The organism is Paeniglutamicibacter sp. MACA_103 (assembly GCF_045798555.1).
Lineage (GTDB): Bacteria > Actinomycetota > Actinomycetes > Actinomycetales > Micrococcaceae > Paeniglutamicibacter.
Genome location: NZ_JBIXLN010000030.1, coordinates 26,357 through 42,980, shown reverse-complemented (window position 1 = coordinate 42,980; position 16,624 = coordinate 26,357). Strand labels below are relative to the sequence as shown.

Annotated in this window: 15 protein-coding genes; 11 read left to right on the top strand and 4 right to left on the bottom strand. The window is 66.7% G+C overall.

The genetic code is table 11. From position 1 onward, the window contains the following. The first annotated feature begins 58 nt into the window (after positions 1 to 58). Complete coding sequence (locus ACIPVK_RS14570) at positions 59 to 232, top strand: hypothetical protein (RefSeq protein WP_407612699.1); 174 nt, start codon at positions 59 to 61, stop codon at positions 230 to 232. 50 nt (positions 233 to 282) lie between these two features. Here ACIPVK_RS14570 and ACIPVK_RS14565 read toward each other — a convergent pair whose 3' ends face one another. Next, positions 283 to 1,005, bottom strand: a complete 723-nt coding sequence (locus ACIPVK_RS14565; protein WP_407612698.1) for an AAA family ATPase — start codon at positions 1,003 to 1,005, stop codon at positions 283 to 285. Between the two features lie 42 nt (positions 1,006 to 1,047). Beyond that, complete coding sequence (locus tag ACIPVK_RS14560; protein ID WP_407612697.1) at positions 1,048 to 1,488, bottom strand: VOC family protein; 441 nt, start codon at positions 1,486 to 1,488, stop codon at positions 1,048 to 1,050. Between the two features lie 204 nt (positions 1,489 to 1,692). On the opposite strand from ACIPVK_RS14560, the gene ACIPVK_RS14555 reads away from it, so the two are divergent. From ACIPVK_RS14555 to ACIPVK_RS14545, 3 genes are all read left to right on the top strand, one after another. Further along, a complete protein-coding gene (locus ACIPVK_RS14555; RefSeq protein ID WP_217387869.1) occupies positions 1,693 to 2,004 on the top strand; it encodes a hypothetical protein in 312 nt (103 codons plus the stop codon). A 143-nt stretch (positions 2,005 to 2,147) separates the two neighbouring features. Beyond that, positions 2,148 to 3,512, top strand: a complete 1,365-nt coding sequence (locus tag ACIPVK_RS14550; protein ID WP_407612696.1) for a dihydrolipoyl dehydrogenase family protein — start codon at positions 2,148 to 2,150, stop codon at positions 3,510 to 3,512. 252 nt (positions 3,513 to 3,764) lie between these two features. Beyond that, positions 3,765 to 7,337, top strand: a complete 3,573-nt coding sequence (locus tag ACIPVK_RS14545) for a DNA polymerase III subunit alpha (protein ID WP_407612695.1) — start codon at positions 3,765 to 3,767, stop codon at positions 7,335 to 7,337. Between the two features lie 17 nt (positions 7,338 to 7,354). On the opposite strand, the gene ACIPVK_RS14540 is transcribed toward ACIPVK_RS14545, so the two are convergent. Then, positions 7,355 to 8,464, bottom strand: coding sequence for an ATP-binding protein (locus ACIPVK_RS14540; RefSeq protein WP_407612694.1), 1,110 nt, complete (start codon positions 8,462 to 8,464; stop codon positions 7,355 to 7,357). Positions 8,465 to 8,708: 244 nt separating this feature from the next. Between ACIPVK_RS14540 and ACIPVK_RS14535 the strand changes: the two genes are divergently transcribed. From ACIPVK_RS14535 to ACIPVK_RS14520, 4 genes are all read left to right on the top strand, one after another. Continuing rightward, the gene (locus ACIPVK_RS14535; RefSeq protein WP_302266166.1) at positions 8,709 to 9,086 is read left to right on the top strand and encodes a glyoxalase superfamily protein; all 378 of its coding nucleotides are present in this window, start codon (positions 8,709 to 8,711) and stop codon (positions 9,084 to 9,086) included. A 160-nt stretch (positions 9,087 to 9,246) separates the two neighbouring features. Next, entirely contained in the window at positions 9,247 to 9,447 is a 201-nt protein-coding gene (locus tag ACIPVK_RS14530) for a helix-turn-helix transcriptional regulator (protein WP_407612693.1), read from the top strand. Then, positions 9,444 to 10,640 (top strand): type II toxin-antitoxin system HipA family toxin, encoded by a 1,197-nt coding sequence (locus tag ACIPVK_RS14525; protein ID WP_407612692.1) that lies wholly within the window; start codon positions 9,444 to 9,446, stop codon positions 10,638 to 10,640. The genes ACIPVK_RS14530 and ACIPVK_RS14525 overlap by 4 nt, the downstream gene beginning before the upstream one ends. A 67-nt stretch (positions 10,641 to 10,707) precedes the next feature. Continuing rightward, positions 10,708 to 10,911, top strand: a complete 204-nt coding sequence (locus ACIPVK_RS14520) for a hypothetical protein (RefSeq protein ID WP_407612691.1) — start codon at positions 10,708 to 10,710, stop codon at positions 10,909 to 10,911. On the opposite strand, the gene ACIPVK_RS14515 is transcribed toward ACIPVK_RS14520, so the two are convergent. After that, positions 10,893 to 11,345, bottom strand: coding sequence for a carboxymuconolactone decarboxylase family protein (locus ACIPVK_RS14515; protein ID WP_407612690.1), 453 nt, complete (start codon positions 11,343 to 11,345; stop codon positions 10,893 to 10,895). The two genes, ACIPVK_RS14520 and ACIPVK_RS14515, sit on opposite strands and share 19 nt — an antisense overlap. A 589-nt stretch (positions 11,346 to 11,934) precedes the next feature. Between ACIPVK_RS14515 and thrS the strand changes: the two genes are divergently transcribed. From thrS to pdxS, 3 genes are all read left to right on the top strand, one after another. Beyond that, complete coding sequence (gene thrS, locus ACIPVK_RS14510; protein ID WP_407612689.1) at positions 11,935 to 13,938, top strand: threonine--tRNA ligase; 2,004 nt, start codon at positions 11,935 to 11,937, stop codon at positions 13,936 to 13,938. A gap of 5 nt (positions 13,939 to 13,943) precedes the next feature. Beyond that, a complete protein-coding gene (locus tag ACIPVK_RS14505) occupies positions 13,944 to 14,552 on the top strand; it encodes an HIT family protein (protein ID WP_407612688.1) in 609 nt (202 codons plus the stop codon). A gap of 393 nt (positions 14,553 to 14,945) precedes the next feature. Further along, positions 14,946 to 15,860: a pyridoxal 5'-phosphate synthase lyase subunit PdxS gene (pdxS, locus tag ACIPVK_RS14500; RefSeq protein WP_264268996.1), complete on the top strand. Its 915-nt coding sequence runs from the start codon at positions 14,946 to 14,948 to the stop codon at positions 15,858 to 15,860. The last annotated feature ends 764 nt before the right edge of the window (positions 15,861 to 16,624 follow it).

Genomic DNA, 16,624 nt, shown 5'->3' with positions numbered 1-16,624 from the left:
ACATGCCCGATGGATCGCGGTGTCGCGGAAAGCCCGGGAAGGCGATAGCGTGGGCCACATGAGTGCAGATACCCCGAACCCGGCTGAAAACGAAGAGTTTGAGAACAACCTGACACCCAACACCGACGAACGGATGGTGAGCGAGAAGCAGCTCTCCAAGTGGAAGGGCGAAGGCGGGGCATTGCCCGCGGACTTCGACCCGGACCGGACAGAAGGCCAATCCGAAGAGTAGCCGGCGGTTGCTTTCCAGGTGTGCAGGGCCAGGTGCCCTGCACACCTTTTTTACAGGTGCCTCAGGTAGCGTCCCGGCAGGTTCATGAAGGAGCGCCAATTGGTGACCAGATCGAGGCTTTCCCAATCGCTGGCACGCAATCCCCACGGGCCTACTTCATAAATTTCTGCTCCAGGCAGGGCTGCCAGCAGGGGCGAGTGCGTGGAGAGGACCACCTGGGAGTTCCCCTCGGCGACGAGGTCCTTCAGGATGCCCACCAGCGCCAGGGCGCCGGAGAACGAGAGCGCGGACTCGGGCTCGTCCAGCACCCACAGCCCGCCCTCGCGAAAGCGATCCGTGATGAGCTCGAGGAACGACTCCCCATGGCTCATGGTGTGGAACTCCGGGTCCTTGCGCCGTGTGGAGGGATTGTCTTCCAGGTAGGTGTAAAGCCCGTGCATGGTTTCGGCGCGCAGGAAGTAGCCGCGGCGGCTGGCGCCGATGTTCCGGAGGATCTGCAGGTGCCGCTCGAGGCCCGATTCCGTGGCCCTGGTGCTGTGTTGCGCACCGGTGGAGCCGCCCTCGGGCGAGAGGCCGTAGCCGAGGGCGATGGCCTCCACCAGCGTCGACTTTCCCGAGCCGTTTTCGCCCACGAATATCGTTGCCGGGCCGAGGTCCATGCCCTCGTCGAGCAGCTGGCGCACCGGCGGGAGCGTCTGGGGCCATTCATCCCGCGGCGCGGGGGAAAGCGCGTGTTCGGCGATGCGGCGGACCGGCAGGTTCGAAAGCCTCACCGGTGGCCGGGCCTCGCGTTGGCGAAGGTGCGCCGGCGCCGGCTAGACACCGGTGACGGTTCCGTCGTCGTCGATGGCGAAGGACGGGTTGTGCACAAAGTCCCAGCGGAAGCCGTCGGGGTCGGCCACGCAGGCGCTGGTGCCGCCCCACTCCCGGAGGGTTGGCGCGCCGATGGAGGTCGCACCTGCTGCAAGGGCCATCGCGTAGAGCTCGCCGACCTCCTCGGCCGTTGCGGTGTTGTGTCCCACCGAGAGCGGCGGGGCCAGCGCGCCGTGCCCGACCTCCCCGTATTCACCGGGCATCGATTCGACGTTCCACAGCGCGAGCAGCAACCCGTACCCGGCCTGGACGAACAGGATCTCGCCGGGAATGTAGTTGATTTCGCGGAATCCCAGGCCCGTGACGTAGAAGTCGCGTGAGCGCTGGACGTCGCGGACGCCAAGGGTGAGCGCGGTGACGGCAGGGGGCGTGTTTGAGGTCATGGACCCCAGCATAGGCCCACGTGAGACCGCTGCAACAGGGCGGCAAAACAACAAATCGTCGCACATGTGTTCTAACCTCACCTTGTATAGAACAAAGTTTCTAATAAAATGGTTGAGTGCACGGGTGTATCCCGAGTCTGCCGCGCGCCCCCCGGGGGTGTGGTGGCGACGGGCGCGCTTGTGCGAGGGGAAGGTGGCGAGCGAATGGGAATCTTTACCCAGTCGATCGAAGTTGACTGCACGCCGGCGGGGGTGCCGATTCGCCTGCGCTGGCAGGGTCGGGAATACAAACTGGCGGCCGAGCCGGTGCGCTGGTTCGAGCGGCGCAAGTGGTGGACCGAGGAATTGCGGGCCGAACGCGGGCGCGGCCCGGGGCTCGTGGACTACGAGGTCTGGCAATTGCAGGTCAAGCTCGCCGGCGTGGGTCCGCTGCGCACCTTCGAGGTTTCCCGCCAGGTCGAGACCGGCCGGTGGCGCATCATCCGCATGCCCGAGGCATACCGGGAGAGCGCCTAGCGAAGGTGCGGAGGCGCAAAAGCCCGCCCCGGCCACCGCGCGTGCGGGGCGGGGACTCTGGCCGTGGGAGGGGGCAAGGTGCAAGGCTAGGGGGCAGGCGCCTGGATGATGGCCGCAAAGGACTCGAACACGGGAGTGCCCTGATGGAAGAAGTATTCGATGCGGCAATCATCGGGATGGGCCCCGGCGGCGAGGTCGCGGCCGATCGGCTGCTGAGCGCCGGCAAGAGGGTCGTTGTCTTCGAATCCGAACTCATCGGAGGGGAGTGCGCCTACTGGGCCTGCATCCCGTCCAAGACCATCCTGCGCGGCCCCGAGGTCAACATCGAGGCCGACGGCACCGCGGGAGCCTCGGTGAACGCCCTGGACTGGGAGAAGGCCCGGGATTACCGCGACTACATGGCCCGTCACCTCGACGACGGCGCCCAGGCGGACGGGTATGCCAAGCGCGGGGCAACGGTGGTGCGCGGCAAGGCTGCCATCGCCGGCCCCGGGCACGTGGCGGCCAACGGGCGCGAATACCTGGCGCACCACATCATTATCGCCACGGGAACCATTCCCGTGGTCCCCGACTTCCCGGGCGTCGAAGACATCACCGCCTGGACCAATCGCGAGGTCTACACGCTGAAGGCGCTGCCCCGCTCGGTGGCCATCGTGGGCGGAAGCGCCGTGGCCCTGGAAGCCGCGTTTTTCCTCTCCGGGTTCGGGGTCGAGGTCACGGTGCTGAACCGAAGCGCCCGGCTGCTGGGCCGAGAGGAACCCGAGGCCTCGGCGCTCGCCGAAGGCTACCTGCGCGATCGCGGGGTCAAGGTCCTGGCCAACAGCTCCGTGGCACGCGGGCGGCGCGGAGAGGACGGAGCCAGCATCCTGGCGTTGCGCGAGGGCGGGGAGATCGCCGTCGACGCGGTCATCTTCGCCACCGGGCGGACCCCGCGCACCGAAGGGCTTGACGTGGCCCGGGCGGGGGCAACCCTCGACGGGCACGGCAACGTGAGGGTGGACGAGCACTGCTGGGCTGCCGAAGGGCTCTGGGCCATCGGGGACGTCACCGGGATCATGCCCTTCACCCACGTGGCCAAGTACCAGGGGCGCATCGTCGCCGACTGCATCCTGGGCAGGGAGAGAAGCGCGAGCTATGACGGGATTCCGCGCGTAGTGTTCGCCAGCCCGGAAATCGCCGCCGTGGGCCTCACCCGCGAACAGGCCGAGGGGCGCGGGATCGACGCGGTGTCCATCCAAGTCAACCTGCCCGAGGCGATCTCCCGGCCCTGGACCTACGAACAGGACCCGCGCGGGGACCTGGGCATCCTGGTGGACCGGCATCGGAGGGTCATGGTCGGGGCCTGGGCCATCGCCCCGCAGGCCAGCGAATGGATCCACCAGGCGTCCATGGCCATCAGGGGAGGGATCCCGCTGGAGGTCCTGCGCGACATGGCACCGCAATTCCCCAGCTATTCCGAGGCCTACCTGGTGGCCCTCGACAGGCTCGGGGCGACCGAGGGGATCTAGCCGCCCGGGAAGGTGGGCATTCTCACCGGACCGGATTCCGCCGCAGGTCGGCGGCGGGATCCGGCCGCCCGCCCGCGCCACCTGGGGGCGCATGGGCCGCCCGAGGGCTTGAATCGAACACGTGTTCTAATATGATGGTGTTATCCCCTCATCCGGGCACGGCGCCGACCCGGCACCCGGGCCCAAGACCACGCCCCGGCATCCGCCGGGGCACCTGAACCAGGGGGGAGCGGAAGACAGGGGGATGCGGCCATGGCCTTCACCCACCTGCACGTCGCCTCGGCCTTCAGCGCACACTACGGGGTCTCCTGGCCCGAGGACCTGGTCGCCGCCGCGATCGCCGACGGGGCCGACGCCCTGGCCATCACCGATCGCGACGGGCTCTACGGAAGCGTCAAGCACCTCAAGGCCTGCCATGAGAACGGCATCGACCCCATCCTCGGGGTGGACCTGGCCATCCTCGAACCCGCACCGCCACCTGCCGCCCCCGGCAAGCCCCGGCCGATGCGAACCGCGGGACGCCTCGTCGTCCTGGCCAAGGGGCACGCCCACGGCGCCGGATACGCCGCCCTCTGCCACCTGGTCACCGCGGCGCACCAGCCAGCCACCGCCGCCGGGGCGCCCAAGGGACATGTCGGGATCACCCGCGAGGAACTGGCCCAGCATGCACTGGGCCCGGAGGGGGAAGTGCTGCTGACCACCCTGCTGGGACCGGGCTCCGACATCGGCCTGGCCGCCGGGCACCGCCACTACCCCCAGGCCCGCGCCGCCCTGCGCACCTGGCGCACCCTGCTGGGACCCGACGCGCTGCGGGTGGAGATCACCACGCACCTGAACAACCCCGGGGACAGGCTCAGCACCGCACACGCCATCCGCATGCTGCGCTGCGCCGCCTCCGCGGACATCGCCCCCGTCCTCACCAACGCCGTGCGGTACGCCGAACCCGACGGGGCGGCCACCGCCGACGTCCTGGACTCGGCCCGGGCACTGAGCTCCCTGGAAACCCTCCACGACATCCAGCCCAACGGACAGGGCTGGCTCAAGCCCGCCGGACAGATGCAGCACCTCGCCGCGGAGATCGCCCGCTACGCCTCCGACTCCTCCCTGGCGGCCACCTTGCTGCGCAACACCGCGGCGCTCGCCGACTGGGCGCGGATCGACCCGGTCACCGACACCGGGTGGGGAATCCCCGTGGTCCCCGAGGCCCACATCATCGGCATCACCGCCGACCCCGACACCGAGCTCGCCGCCCGCGCCGAGGCGGGCATCACCCGGCTGCTCCCCAGCGACGCCAACGACCCCGCGCTGCGCCACCGCCTGAAGGCGGAACTGTCCACCATCTCCGACCTCGGATTCGCCCCCTACTTCCTCACCGTCGCAGAGGTCAGCTCCATGATCACGGGGATGGGGATACGCTCCGCCGCCCGCGGGTCCGGCGCCTCCTCCCTGGTGAACTACCTCATCGGCATCAGCCAGGTAAACCCCCTGGCCCACGACCTGCTCTTCGAACGCTTCCTCTCCCGCGACCGCGCAACCCTGCCCGACATCGACATCGACGTCGAATCCGCCCGGCGGCACGAGATCTACCACAAGATCTTCGACCGCTTCGGGCACCGACGCGTCAGCCTCATGAGCATGCAAAACGGCTACCGCGCCCGCGGGGCGGTACGCGACGCCGGAGCGGCGCTGGGCATGGAGGAGGAAGACATCGATGTGATCGCCAAGCAGCTCTGGCGCTTCTCCGCCTCCTCCTTCCGCGACGCCCTGGAGGAGAAGCCCGAACTCGCCCCCTTCGCCGACCGCCTCGGCACCGAAAAACAGCTCGACCTGCTCGTGGACCTCACCGAACGCCTCGACAGGCTGCCCCGCCACATCTCCATGCACCCCTGCGGCGTCATCCTCTCCGACGCACACCTGCGCGACCGCACCCCCGTGGAACCCAGCGGCATCTCCCTGCCCATGAGCCAATTCGACAAACACGACATGGACCCCATGGGAATGCTCAAGCTCGACGTGCTGGGGGTGCGCATGCAATCGGCCATCACCTACGCGCTCGAAGAGATCCAGCGCATCCACCCCGACGCGCAAGCCGTCGCCAAGGCGGGGGGACACCGGGGGGAGGCGCCGGGACAGATCCCGGACTACATCGGGCCCCACGGCGCCATCGACCTCGCCCTGGTCCCGCTGGACGACGAGCCCACCTTCGACCTCATCCGCTCCACCCACACCCTGGGCTGCTTCCAGATCGAATCACCCGGACAACGCGAACTCATCGGCAAGCTCGCCCCGCGCGAATTCAACGACCTCATCATCGACATCTCCCTCTTCCGCCCCGGACCGATGAAATCCAACATGGTCAAGCCCTACCTGGAAAACCGCCACGGATTCGCACCCGAAAAATACCCCCACCCGGATTTGGCACCCGCGCTCGCCGAGACCCACGGGGTCACCGTCTTCCACGAGCAGGTGCTGCGGATCTTCGACAAGATGACAGGCTGCGGGCTGGCCAAGGCCGACGTCTACCGCAGGCTGCTGGGCAACCCGAAGGCCGAGCCGGCGGTGGAGTCCCTCTTCCGCTCCCGGGCGCTGGGGCGCGGCTACTCCCTGGAGGTCATCGACGAGGTGTGGCACACGCTGGCGGCCTTCGGCTCCTTCGGGTTCTGCAAGGCCCACGGGGCGGCCTTCGCCGTGCCCACCTACCACTCGGCCTGGCTCAAGGCCCACCACCCCGAGGCCTTCCTGGCCGGGATCTGGGAACACGACCCGGGCATGTACCCCAAGCGGCTGCTGGTGGCCGAGGCCCGGCGCATGGGCATCAAGATCCTGCCGCTGGACATCAACCGCTCCGCGCCCGGCTACAAGGTGGAAAGGCTCAATGGGCTGCTGCCTCCCGCGCAGCTTCCGGTGGTGCCGCGGGCCGCGGGCGCGGCGCCCCCGGGGCGGTACGGCATCAGGCTCTCGCTGCGCGGGATCCGTTCGGTCTCCGAACGCGAGGTCGCCCGGGTGGCGGCCGGACAGCCCTACGACTCGATCGCCGACGTGCGGGCCCGCTCCGGGCTCACCCGCACCTCGCTGAACCACTTTGCCGCCCTGGGCGCCTTCGATACGCTGCAGGCCGATGTCGGACGCGGAAACCGGGCCGACCTGGTCGAGCACCTGCGTGCGCGCTCCGGCAAGGTCCTGGCCCAGCGCCACCGGCCGATTCCCGGGCAGCTGTCCCTGCCGCTGGGGGACGTGGAGCTTTCCAACATGGCCATCGGGGCGGCGCACACGCCGTTGGACGAGGTGGTGCGCACCGAGCTCGACCTGATGTCCATCGACGTCAGCGCCCACCTGATGGAATCCCACGCGCCGCTGCTGGACTCCCTGGGCGTCTCGCGCGCGCAGGACCTGCTGGGCATGCGCAACGGCACCGAGGTCCTGGTGGCCGGGGTGCGGGTGGCCACGCAGACCCCGCCGATGCGCGGCGGGCGACGGGTGGTGTTCATCTCGGTGGACGACGGCACCGGCTGCGTCGATGCCACGTTCTTCCACGAGGCCCAGCAGCGCTGCGGACCGCTGCTCTTCTCCACCCGGCTGCTGCTGATCCACGGGCTCACCCGCCGCACCGGGCCCCGCGGCATCAGCCTGCAGGCGCTGGATGCCTGGGACCTGTCGGAAAAGGGAACGCTGCCCGTCCCGGGCTACCTGGCCGACCCCGCCAGGGCACGCAACGAGGACTTCGGGTCCTCCGCCGCCGGGCCTGCCGTGAGGCAAACCGGGATGTCGTTGGCCCAGCGCATGGCCGCCGAGGACCTGGACACCCGCGGCTACCTGGGTGCCTGATTGCGCGGGGTCATTGGCTAGCCGAGGCGTTCCCCGTTGCGCAGGTGTTCGCGCAAGCCAGGGATCGAGTACCTGACTTCGCCGCGTCCGGCCGGTTCAATCAGCCCGGCCTCAATGAGGCGGGCGCGGTAGTTGGCGGCCAATTGCAGCGAGGCCTTCATGCGCTGGGCCACCGCGGCGGTGCTGGACGGGCCGTTGTCGCGGGACATCGCCCGGAGGTAGTCCATGTCCCGGTCGGAGGCCTTGGAGATGGCCGGGCCGACAACCATGCGGATGTTTCGCTTCAGTGCCGCGGCAACCGCCTTGTCCGCTGATTCCCGATCAACCACGCCCTCACCCCGTTCGGCTTCCTTCCACAGGAAGTAGCCGACCAACTGGATGAGGAACGGGTAGCCGAAGGTCGCCTCGGCCGCCTCTTCCAGGAACCCGTCGGGAAACCGGATCCCGGCCGCCGAGAATTGCCGCGCGTAGGAATCCCTGACATCCCGAACCTCGACGGAGTGTAGGTCGATCTTGTCGGCCCTGCGAAGGAAGGTCGCCACGCCTTCGTTGAGGATGTCGGAGATCGCCGCCGGCAGGCCGGCGCAAACGAAGCTGATGGGCAGCCCGTCCCGCACCCAGTGTTGGATGACGGCGGCCAGCTGCAGCAATTCACTGCGGTCGGCGTCCTGGATTTCATCCAGCGTGATCAACAGCCCGGTGCCATTTTCGTCCAGGCGATGCAAGAGCTTCGCCCCGAGATTGCGGAACTCGACCTGGCGCTCCCGGGGAAGCTGCGTGGTGACCCCGAAGCCTGCGGCCGAGAACGCAAGAATCTTCCTGGGTGGTGGGCCGTCACCCAGTTCCTCATCGATGAGGAGTGCGGAGTCTGCGATCCTTGCCAGGAAGCCTGCGGTGGAAGTCTCGGAGATGACGGCCCAGCCCTGCTCCTGCGCCAGCCCCTGCGCCTCGTTGAGCATGACGGTCTTCCCCACGCCGCGGGCCCCGGTGATGATGCTCAGCAGACCCAGGACGCCGGATCGGATGCGCAGGCCGTATTCGAACTCTTCCAAGGTGTCGTTGCGGTCAATCAGCTCCGGGGGAGTCCTGCCGAAGGTCGGCCGGAACGGGTTTTGCAATCCTGGCATCGAATCTCCTACCGGTGAAATGCTGTGAATTCTATTTATTCACACTTTACACATCTATTCACAACGCAGCTAGCCGTGCCTTGCCATACACGCGGGTAGCCTCCTATTCATGGATACAGCCCGAGAGGATCTGACCGGACGGGCCCGGTTGCGCGACGCCGCCATCTAGTGCTTCGCCGCGCACGGGTTCGACGGGTCCCACAACCCTTTACACGGGTTTCGTGGCCGCGTTAGCGTGTGCAGCATGGATTGGAAACTGGAGCTTGTGTTTGTCCCCGTGTCCGATGTGGACCGCGCCAAGGATTTTTACGTGAACAAGGTCGGATTCAACGCCGACTACGACGAACGCCCCACCGAATCGATCCGCTTCGTCCAGCTGACCCCGCCGGGGTCGGCCTGCTCGATCACCATTGGCGAGGGGCTGAGCGATGCGGCACCCGGGACCGCACCCAGCCTGCAGATGGTTGTCAGCGACATCCAGGTCGCCCACGACCAGCTCAAGGCCAACGGCGTGGACGTCAGCGACATCGACATCCAGCCGTGGGGGCATTTCGTTCACTTTGCCGATCCGGACGGGAACAAGTGGGCGGTGCAATACCTGCCGCAGCGGCCGAACGGATAGCCACCCGACCGGCAGTAAATTGCCGGTTGGGCGCCTAGTTGCGGGTCCGGACCCTCCAGGAACCCGTTTTCGGCAAGATCTTGCCGAAAACGGGTTCTTCATGGATCATGGGAAGGGAAAGCATCAAGAACGGCAGCATCTTGCCGGTGCAAGGAGTGGCATGGATACCGTATCGGCACTGGCGTTGGGCATTCGCCGGGCCCGCAAGGATGCCGGGTTGACCCAAGGAGAACTGGCCGACCTAGCCGAGGTCTCCGAAAGAACCGTCCGTGCCCTGGAAACAGCCACTGGCAACCCGTCGCTGCGCGCCGTGGTGTCAGTGCTCAATGTCCTGGGGCTCAAGCTTGGCGTCGGGCGATGACCGCGGATCTCCAGCGGCTCAAGTTCATCGAGCGTGCCGACGTATACAAGAACGGCGTCCACGCGGGGGAGCTGTCCAGGACGGCTACCGGGGGCATCCGCTTCGGCTATCTGGAGGGCTATCTTTCCGGTGGCCACGCGCCGGTGGCCTTTTCCCTGCCGCTGGAAAACGCCGCGGTCGAGACGCCCAACGGTGCCCTTCCCGCGTTCTTTGCGGGGCTGCTTCCCGAGGGACACCGCCTGACGGTGTTGAAGAACGCGACCAAGACCAGCTTCGACGACGAACTGACCTTGCTGCTGGCCGTGGGGGCCGATGTCCCGGGCGACGTGCAGGTCGTCCCCCAGGGAGATGTTCCCGCCGAGCCCGAGGTGCTGGCGGACACCTCGACACCGGAGGACCTGGACTTCGCGGTCCTGGCGAACTCGGTGGACCTGCACGCACTTCCCGGGGTGCAGGACAAGGCCAGCGCCTCGATGCTCACCACGCCGTTGGCGACGCGAGGCCAACGCTATCTGCTCAAGCTGGATCCCGCCGAGAACCCCCATCTGGTGGCCAATGAGGCCGCGCACCTGGCCGCGGCAAGAAACCTGAACCTCCCGGTGGTGGGCAACCGGATCATCCATGACAAGCATGGCCTGGCCGGCCTGCTGGTCGAGCGGTTCGACCGCAGGGAGGGAGCCAACGGCCACTGGAATCGGGCTGCCCTCGAGGACGGAACGCAGGTCATGGGCCTGCCTCCGGCCGCAAAGTACGGCGTGGCTGCCGAGGACGTTGCAATTGCCCTGGCCGGTTTGTGCGTTGCGCCGGTGGTGGCCAGCCGAAACCTGTACCTGCAATTTGCCTTCGCGTGGCTGACCGGCAACGGCGACCTGCATGCCAAGAACCTCTCCGTGCTGGGCAGGGAGGGCGGCGGATTCGAGATTTCGCCCATGTATGACCTGCCCTGCACGCTGCTCTACGGGGATGAGACCATGGCGCTGCCGATCGCCGGAAAACTCAAGAACCTCAAGGCCCGGCATTGGGCGGAATTTGCCGACGCCCTCGGATTGCCGGCCAGGGCCGCGGCTTCGGCAAACCGGCTTGCGCTCAAGGCCGCGGCCTCGGTGGACCTGGCCGCGCTGCCATTCGAGGGTTCCCCGTTGCGCGGGGCGGAGCGGGAACTGCGCTTCCGCCGACACGAGATGCAGGGGTAGGAACGCACCGGCGCCCTCGTGGGTTGACCCGTCGTCGGCGCCTTGCTGACTGCTCTGTCACGGCGGATTGCGTGACGCCTCGCGCCCGGTGCGCATGGTCTCACCGACCCGGGCATTGCCCGACACCCGTGACCGGCACCCCGTGGAAACACATGTGGGCAACATCCCGGCCAAGCTCGAGCTGCCTGTGGCCGCGCAGGACCACCGCAGGGTCCTGGCTGTCATCACCTACCTGCAGGCGCAGGGACGCAATCAGGGCTTGACCGGGTAGCGGGAAGTGATCGCGACCCGGTTGAACATGTTGATCGCCGCGCTCAGCCAGGAGACCGCGGAGATCTGTTCGTCGGAAAGCACCGCCCGGGCCATGGTGTACACCCCGTGCGGGACGTGGTCCACCGAGACCATCGTGATGGACTCGCACAAGGCCAAGGCCGCGCGTTCCACCGCCGTGAAGTATTCGGAGTCGGCCCATGCGGAGACCAAGGCCAGGCGGTCGGTGCTCTCGCCCAGTTTCAGGGCGTCGCGGGTGTGCATGCGCAGGCAATAGGTGCAGCCATTGATTTGCGAGGCCCGCACCTTGAGCAGCTCGCGAAGCTTGGGATCGATTCCCGCGGCATCGGCGGAATCGCTGGCGGCCTTGTTCATGGCAAGCAGCGCCGCATACGCAGCAGGATCGGACTTGCTGAGATTAACCCTGGGTTCCATGACTAGATGCTAGCCCGGCTTGCCCACAAGTAGTAGGGGGTTGAACGCAGGTCTCAGGAACCCGGCAGCCCGCGTTTGGACAGATGGGCAAGTACATTCGGCGTCAACAGGTCCTCGCGATGTTTGCCGATGCGCTCGACGCTTGACCGCGTTTCCCGCGCCCCACGAATTTGAGCACTCCCGCATTCGCGAGCTTCTGGATCCCCGAGTTGGCGGCGGTTTCGCTGGGATTCAGGCGCCGCGCAGTCGTTTGAACCGCGACCGAGGGTTGGCCAAGGTTGAGGCCCCAACCTTGGCTGTCTCCATTTCTATCCAAGGTCAGGACCTTAGCCTTGGATAGTGAATCCGTTATCCAACGGTGGGCACCTAACCTTGGACCGCGGTTGTTTTGACCAAGGTTGGCTCCCCAACCTTGCCCCGCCGTGCATGGGGAGCGGCCCCGCGTCGCGCACTTCCCTGCCCTGACACGATGACATGCACGGTTTTCGATTGGTTGGCACGCGCGGGAGTCGGTTAAGCTGGGTGGTGGCTGGCTGTGGCCACCGTACGCCACAAGCCATGAAGCCGAACCACGAAACGAGGAGCCGTAGTGCTTGAGCAAATCACACTGACCGTCGATGGGGAACAACGCGAGGTGAATGCCGGCACTACCGGGGCCGAGCTGTACTTTGACGACCGCGAGGTCGTTGTCATGCATGTCGATGGCGTGCTGCGCGATTTGGCCCGCCCGCTGGAGGCCGGAACCGCCGTCGAGCGCGTGACCATCGATTCGCCCGCCGGGCTCGAGGTCCTGCGCCACTCCACCGCACACGTCATGGCCCAGGCCGTGCAGCAGCTGCGCCCGGACGCCAAGCTGGGCATCGGCCCGTACATCACCGACGGCTTCTACTTCGACTTCGACGTCGCCGAGCCGTTCACTCCCGAGGATTTGAAGACCCTCGAGAAGATGATGCTCAAGATCGTCAACCAGAACCAGAAGTTCGCCCGCCGCGTCGTCACCGAGGACGAAGCCCGCAAGGCCATGGCCAACGAGCCGTACAAGCTCGAGCTGCTGAACAAGGCCAACGAGGCCGATTCGGCCGGCGAGGGCGTCAACGTCGAGGTCGGCGCCGGCGAAATCACCATCTACGACAACGTCGACCGCAAGTCCGGCGACACCGTGTGGTGCGATTTGTGCCGCGGCCCGCACCTGCCCAACACCAAGCTGATCTCCAACGCCTTCGCGCTGACCCGCACGTCGGCCGCCTACTGGCTGGGCAACCAGGACAACCAGCAGCTGCAGCGCATCTACGGCACGGCCTGGCCGACCAAGGATGCCCTGAAGGCCTACCAGGAGCGCATCGCCGAGGCCGAACGCCGAGACCACCGCAAGCTCGGCGTCGAGCTTGACCTCTTCTCCTTCCCGGACGAGCTGGGCTCCGGCCTGCCGGTGTTCCACCCGCGCGGCGGCATCATCCGCAAGGAGATGGAAGACTACTCGCGCGCCCGCCACGTCGAGGCCGGCTACGAGTTCGTCTACACCCCGCACATCACCAAGGGCCACCTCTACGAGGTCTCCGGGCACCTGGACTGGTACCGCGACGGCATGTTCCCCCCGATGCATGTGGACGCCGAGCTCAACGAGGACGGCACGGTGCGCAAGCCCGGCCAGGACTACTACCTCAAGCCGATGAACTGCCCCATGCACAACCTGATCTTCCGCTCCCGCGGACGCTCCTACCGCGAACTGCCGCTGCGCCTGTTCGAGTTCGGCTCGGTCTACCGCTACGAGAAGTCCGGCGTGGTCCACGGCCTGACCCGCGTGCGCGGCATGACACAGGACGACGCCCACATCTACTGCACCAAGGAGCAGATGAAGGGCGAGCTCACCGAGACGCTGAACTTCGTGCTGGGGCTGCTCAAGGACTACGGGCTGGACGACTTCTACCTGGAGCTCTCCACCAAGAACCCGGAAAAGTTCGTCGGCGACGACGCCATCTGGGAGGAGGCCACCCGCACCCTGGCCGAGGTCGCCGAGGCCTCGGGCCTTCAGCTGGTCCCGGATCCCGGGGGAGCTGCGTTCTACGGACCGAAGATCTCCGTCCAGGCCAAGGACGCGCTGGGCCGCACCTGGCAGATGTCCACCATCCAGCTGGACTTCAACCTGCCCGAGCGCTTCGAGCTCGAGTACCAGGCTGCCGACGGCACCCGCCAGCGCCCGGTGATGATCCACCGCGCCCTCTTCGGCTCCGTGGAGCGCTTCATGGGCGTGCTCACCGAGCACTATGCCGGCGCCTTCCCGGCTTGGCTCTCCCCGGTGCAGGTCGTGGGCATCCCCGTGGCCGAGGCCTTCAACGAGTACATGTTCGATGTCATCGACAAGCTCAAGGCCGCGGGCATCCGCGCCGAGGCCGACATCTCCAGCGACCGTTTCCCGAAGAAGATCCGCACCGCATCCAAGGACAAGATCCCGTTCGTGCTCATCGCCGGCGGCGAGGATGCCGAGGCAGGTGCCGTGTCCTTCCGCTTCCGCGACGGCAGCACCGACAACGGTGTGCCGGTGGACGAAGCGGTGGCACGCATTGTCGCCGCGGTGAAGAACCGGGAAGCCTAGAGTCCATGGGGGAGTCCACGCGCGAACACGCCATCGAAGCACCGCAGAGTATTTCGCAGGATGAACAGGACGCGGCCATCACCGACGATTTCGAGATCGCCGGGGTGCCCGATTCCTTCCAGCGCCTGTGGACTCCCTACCGCATGGCCTACATCAAGGCCGGCCAGAACCAGGACAAGGGCGAGGAAAGCTGCCCGTTCTGTGTCGGGCCGACCCGCAGTGACGAGGATGCGCTGATCCTGCACCGCGGCAAGACCGCGTATGTGATCCTGAACCTCTTCCCGTACAACCCGGGGCACCTGCTTATCTGCCCGTACCGGCACGTTCCGGACTACACGGACATCACCGAGGAGGAAACGGCGGAGATGGCGGCCCTGGCGCAGAAGTCCATGCGGGTGCTGCGCCACGTCTCCCGTCCGACCGGATTCAACCTGGGCATGAACCAGGGAGTCACCGGGGGAGCGGGCATCGCCGCGCACCTGCACCAGCATGTCGTGCCGCGCTGGGCGGGGGACGGGAACTTCTTCCCGATCATCGCCCAGACCAAGGCGATCCCCGCCACCTTGAGCGATATTCGTGAAGACCTGGCCGCCGGTTGGCTGGAAGTCGACTAGGGGTAAATGGAAATCCATGAATGGACCGCCGTGCGTGTGCACGGCGGTCCATTCATTTAAGTCCCGCGGCGGAAAATGCCGCTCTGCCCGGACCGAGCTATTCACGGGTGCCGGGGGAAACTTGTCCCGAAATCCTCCGGGGAACGCCCCACGGCACTTCGGGGCCGAGTGTCCCGAAGTGGACTTGGTCTTGCGCTCGGCGGGTTTCCTGTGGGCCGCCGTCAAAACCCTATGATCCAGCGGTATTTGGTGCTTTGCTTGAAGGTGGGCAGCATCCAAAATCCAGGAGACTTGTCTACCGGTTTTGAATTGTGACGACATGCCCGAGGTCTTTGTTACGTCCTCGTCCTACGATGATTCGCATACTGCTCACCTTATTGAAAGGAAACCAAGGTGTCTGAAAACGAAGGCGTCTCGACCCCCGCAACTACCGTAGGTAGCGACCGCGTCAAGCGCGGCATGGCGGAAATGCTCAAGGGCGGCGTCATCATGGATGTTGTCACCGCCGAACAGGCCCGCATCGCCGAAGACGCAGGCGCCGTCGCCGTCATGGCGCTCGAGCGCGTCCCGGCCGACATTCGCGCCCAGGGCGGCGTCTCGCGCATGAGCGACCCGGACATGATCGACAGCATCATCGATGCCGTGTCGATCCCGGTCATGGCCAAGGCCCGCATCGGCCACTTCGTCGAGGCGCAGATCCTTCAGTCCCTGGGTGTCGACTACATCGACGAGTCCGAGGTCCTGTCCCCGGCCGACTACGAGCACCACATCGACAAGTGGCCGTTCAAGGTCCCCTTCGTCTGCGGCGCCACCAACCTCGGTGAGGCACTGCGCCGCATCAACGAGGGTGCTGCCATGATCCGCTCCAAGGGCGAGGCCGGCACCGGCGACGTCTCCAACGCCACCGGGCACATGCGCAAGATCCGCGCCGAGATCGCCAAGCTCGCTGCCCTTCCGAAGGACGAGCTGTACGTGGCCGCGAAGGAACTGCAGGCCCCGTACGAACTGGTCAAGGAGATCGCGGCCACCGGCAAGCTGCCGGTCGTGCTCTTCACCGCCGGCGGCATCGCCACCCCGGCCGACGCAGCCATGATGATGCAGCTGGGCGCCGACGGTGTCTTCGTGGGCTCGGGCATCTTCAAGTCAGGCAACCCGGCACAGCGTGCCGCCGCCGTGGTCAAGGCCACCACCTTCTACAACGACCCGGACGAGCTGGCGAAGATCTCGCGCGGCCTGGGCGAGGCCATGGTCGGCATCAACGTCTCCGACATCCCGGCGCCGCACCGCCTGGCCGAGCGCGGCTGGTAAAGACCGGACGGTCGCCCGCTTCTTCCTCAGGTTGGAGCGCAAGCGGTGATCCGTGCCCTTCGCCCCCGCGGCGGGCGGGCGATTCATCCCGGAGAACGGCACCGGGGCCCGTTGGACTTTTCCATCGCGCCCCGGTGCCGTTCTCTTTGCCAATCCCTCGAATACCGCACCTCCACGGAACGGAGCGCCGTCGATGCATGGTCCGGCGCAGCTGTTCCATACTCCGAGGCTGCCTGAGCGGCGGCGCGCCTTAGGCGGCCCAGCACGCGTCACCCAAGCTGCCCGTCCGTCGCACCTGGGGATGACTCTGTCCGCCCGACGGAGGGGACTAGGCATTTGTAGGTGCCCGCGCCACTTTTTGGGTCGTGATCGCCGCGGCGAGGTCCAGTCTGGCTTCCGCCATCGCATCGCCGCTTCTGGTGCTGAGTTTGGGAGAGCCTAGCCATGCCCATGCGAACCTTGAGCACGTTGTCACCCCCAGTCGAGAGGGAAACGAGCTGTTGACTGGGACCTCAACGGCAGTCAATCTCAGAGTCAGGAAGACCGATGATTGGTGGCGTCGACTCGCTGAACGTCGCCTTCTCGACGGCGGTCGCCCTTTACGCGACACGGTAACGATGGGTGCCTCGGCATCATCCGGGTCGCGAAGATGCTAGAAACTTCGACGGCGACGAGGTCTCCGGACAGTATCGGCCATGTCAGCCGCTTCCTTCCAAAGTTGAGTACTGCTGTCCGCGCCAACCATGACGACCCGGGTAGCCAAG

What these genes read in the sequence shown, in the direction of transcription:
- ACIPVK_RS14570 (WP_407612699.1), top strand. Translation starts at nt 59, where the DNA reads ATGAGTGCAGATACCCCGAACCCGGCTGAAAACGAAGAGTTTGAGAAC.
- ACIPVK_RS14560 (WP_407612697.1), bottom strand. Translation starts at nt 1,488, where the DNA reads ATGACCTCAAACACGCCCCCTGCCGTCACCGCGCTCACCCTTGGCGTC.
- ACIPVK_RS14555 (WP_217387869.1), top strand. Translation starts at nt 1,693, where the DNA reads ATGGGAATCTTTACCCAGTCGATCGAAGTTGACTGCACGCCGGCGGGG.
- ACIPVK_RS14550 (WP_407612696.1), top strand. Translation starts at nt 2,148, where the DNA reads ATGGAAGAAGTATTCGATGCGGCAATCATCGGGATGGGCCCCGGCGGC.
- ACIPVK_RS14545 (WP_407612695.1), top strand. Translation starts at nt 3,765, where the DNA reads ATGGCCTTCACCCACCTGCACGTCGCCTCGGCCTTCAGCGCACACTAC.
- ACIPVK_RS14540 (WP_407612694.1), bottom strand. Translation starts at nt 8,464, where the DNA reads ATGCCAGGATTGCAAAACCCGTTCCGGCCGACCTTCGGCAGGACTCCC.
- ACIPVK_RS14535 (WP_302266166.1), top strand. Translation starts at nt 8,709, where the DNA reads ATGGATTGGAAACTGGAGCTTGTGTTTGTCCCCGTGTCCGATGTGGAC.
- ACIPVK_RS14530 (WP_407612693.1), top strand. Translation starts at nt 9,247, where the DNA reads ATGGATACCGTATCGGCACTGGCGTTGGGCATTCGCCGGGCCCGCAAG.
- ACIPVK_RS14525 (WP_407612692.1), top strand. Translation starts at nt 9,444, where the DNA reads ATGACCGCGGATCTCCAGCGGCTCAAGTTCATCGAGCGTGCCGACGTA.
- ACIPVK_RS14515 (WP_407612690.1), bottom strand. Translation starts at nt 11,345, where the DNA reads ATGGAACCCAGGGTTAATCTCAGCAAGTCCGATCCTGCTGCGTATGCG.
- ACIPVK_RS14505 (WP_407612688.1), top strand. Translation starts at nt 13,944, where the DNA reads ATGGGGGAGTCCACGCGCGAACACGCCATCGAAGCACCGCAGAGTATT.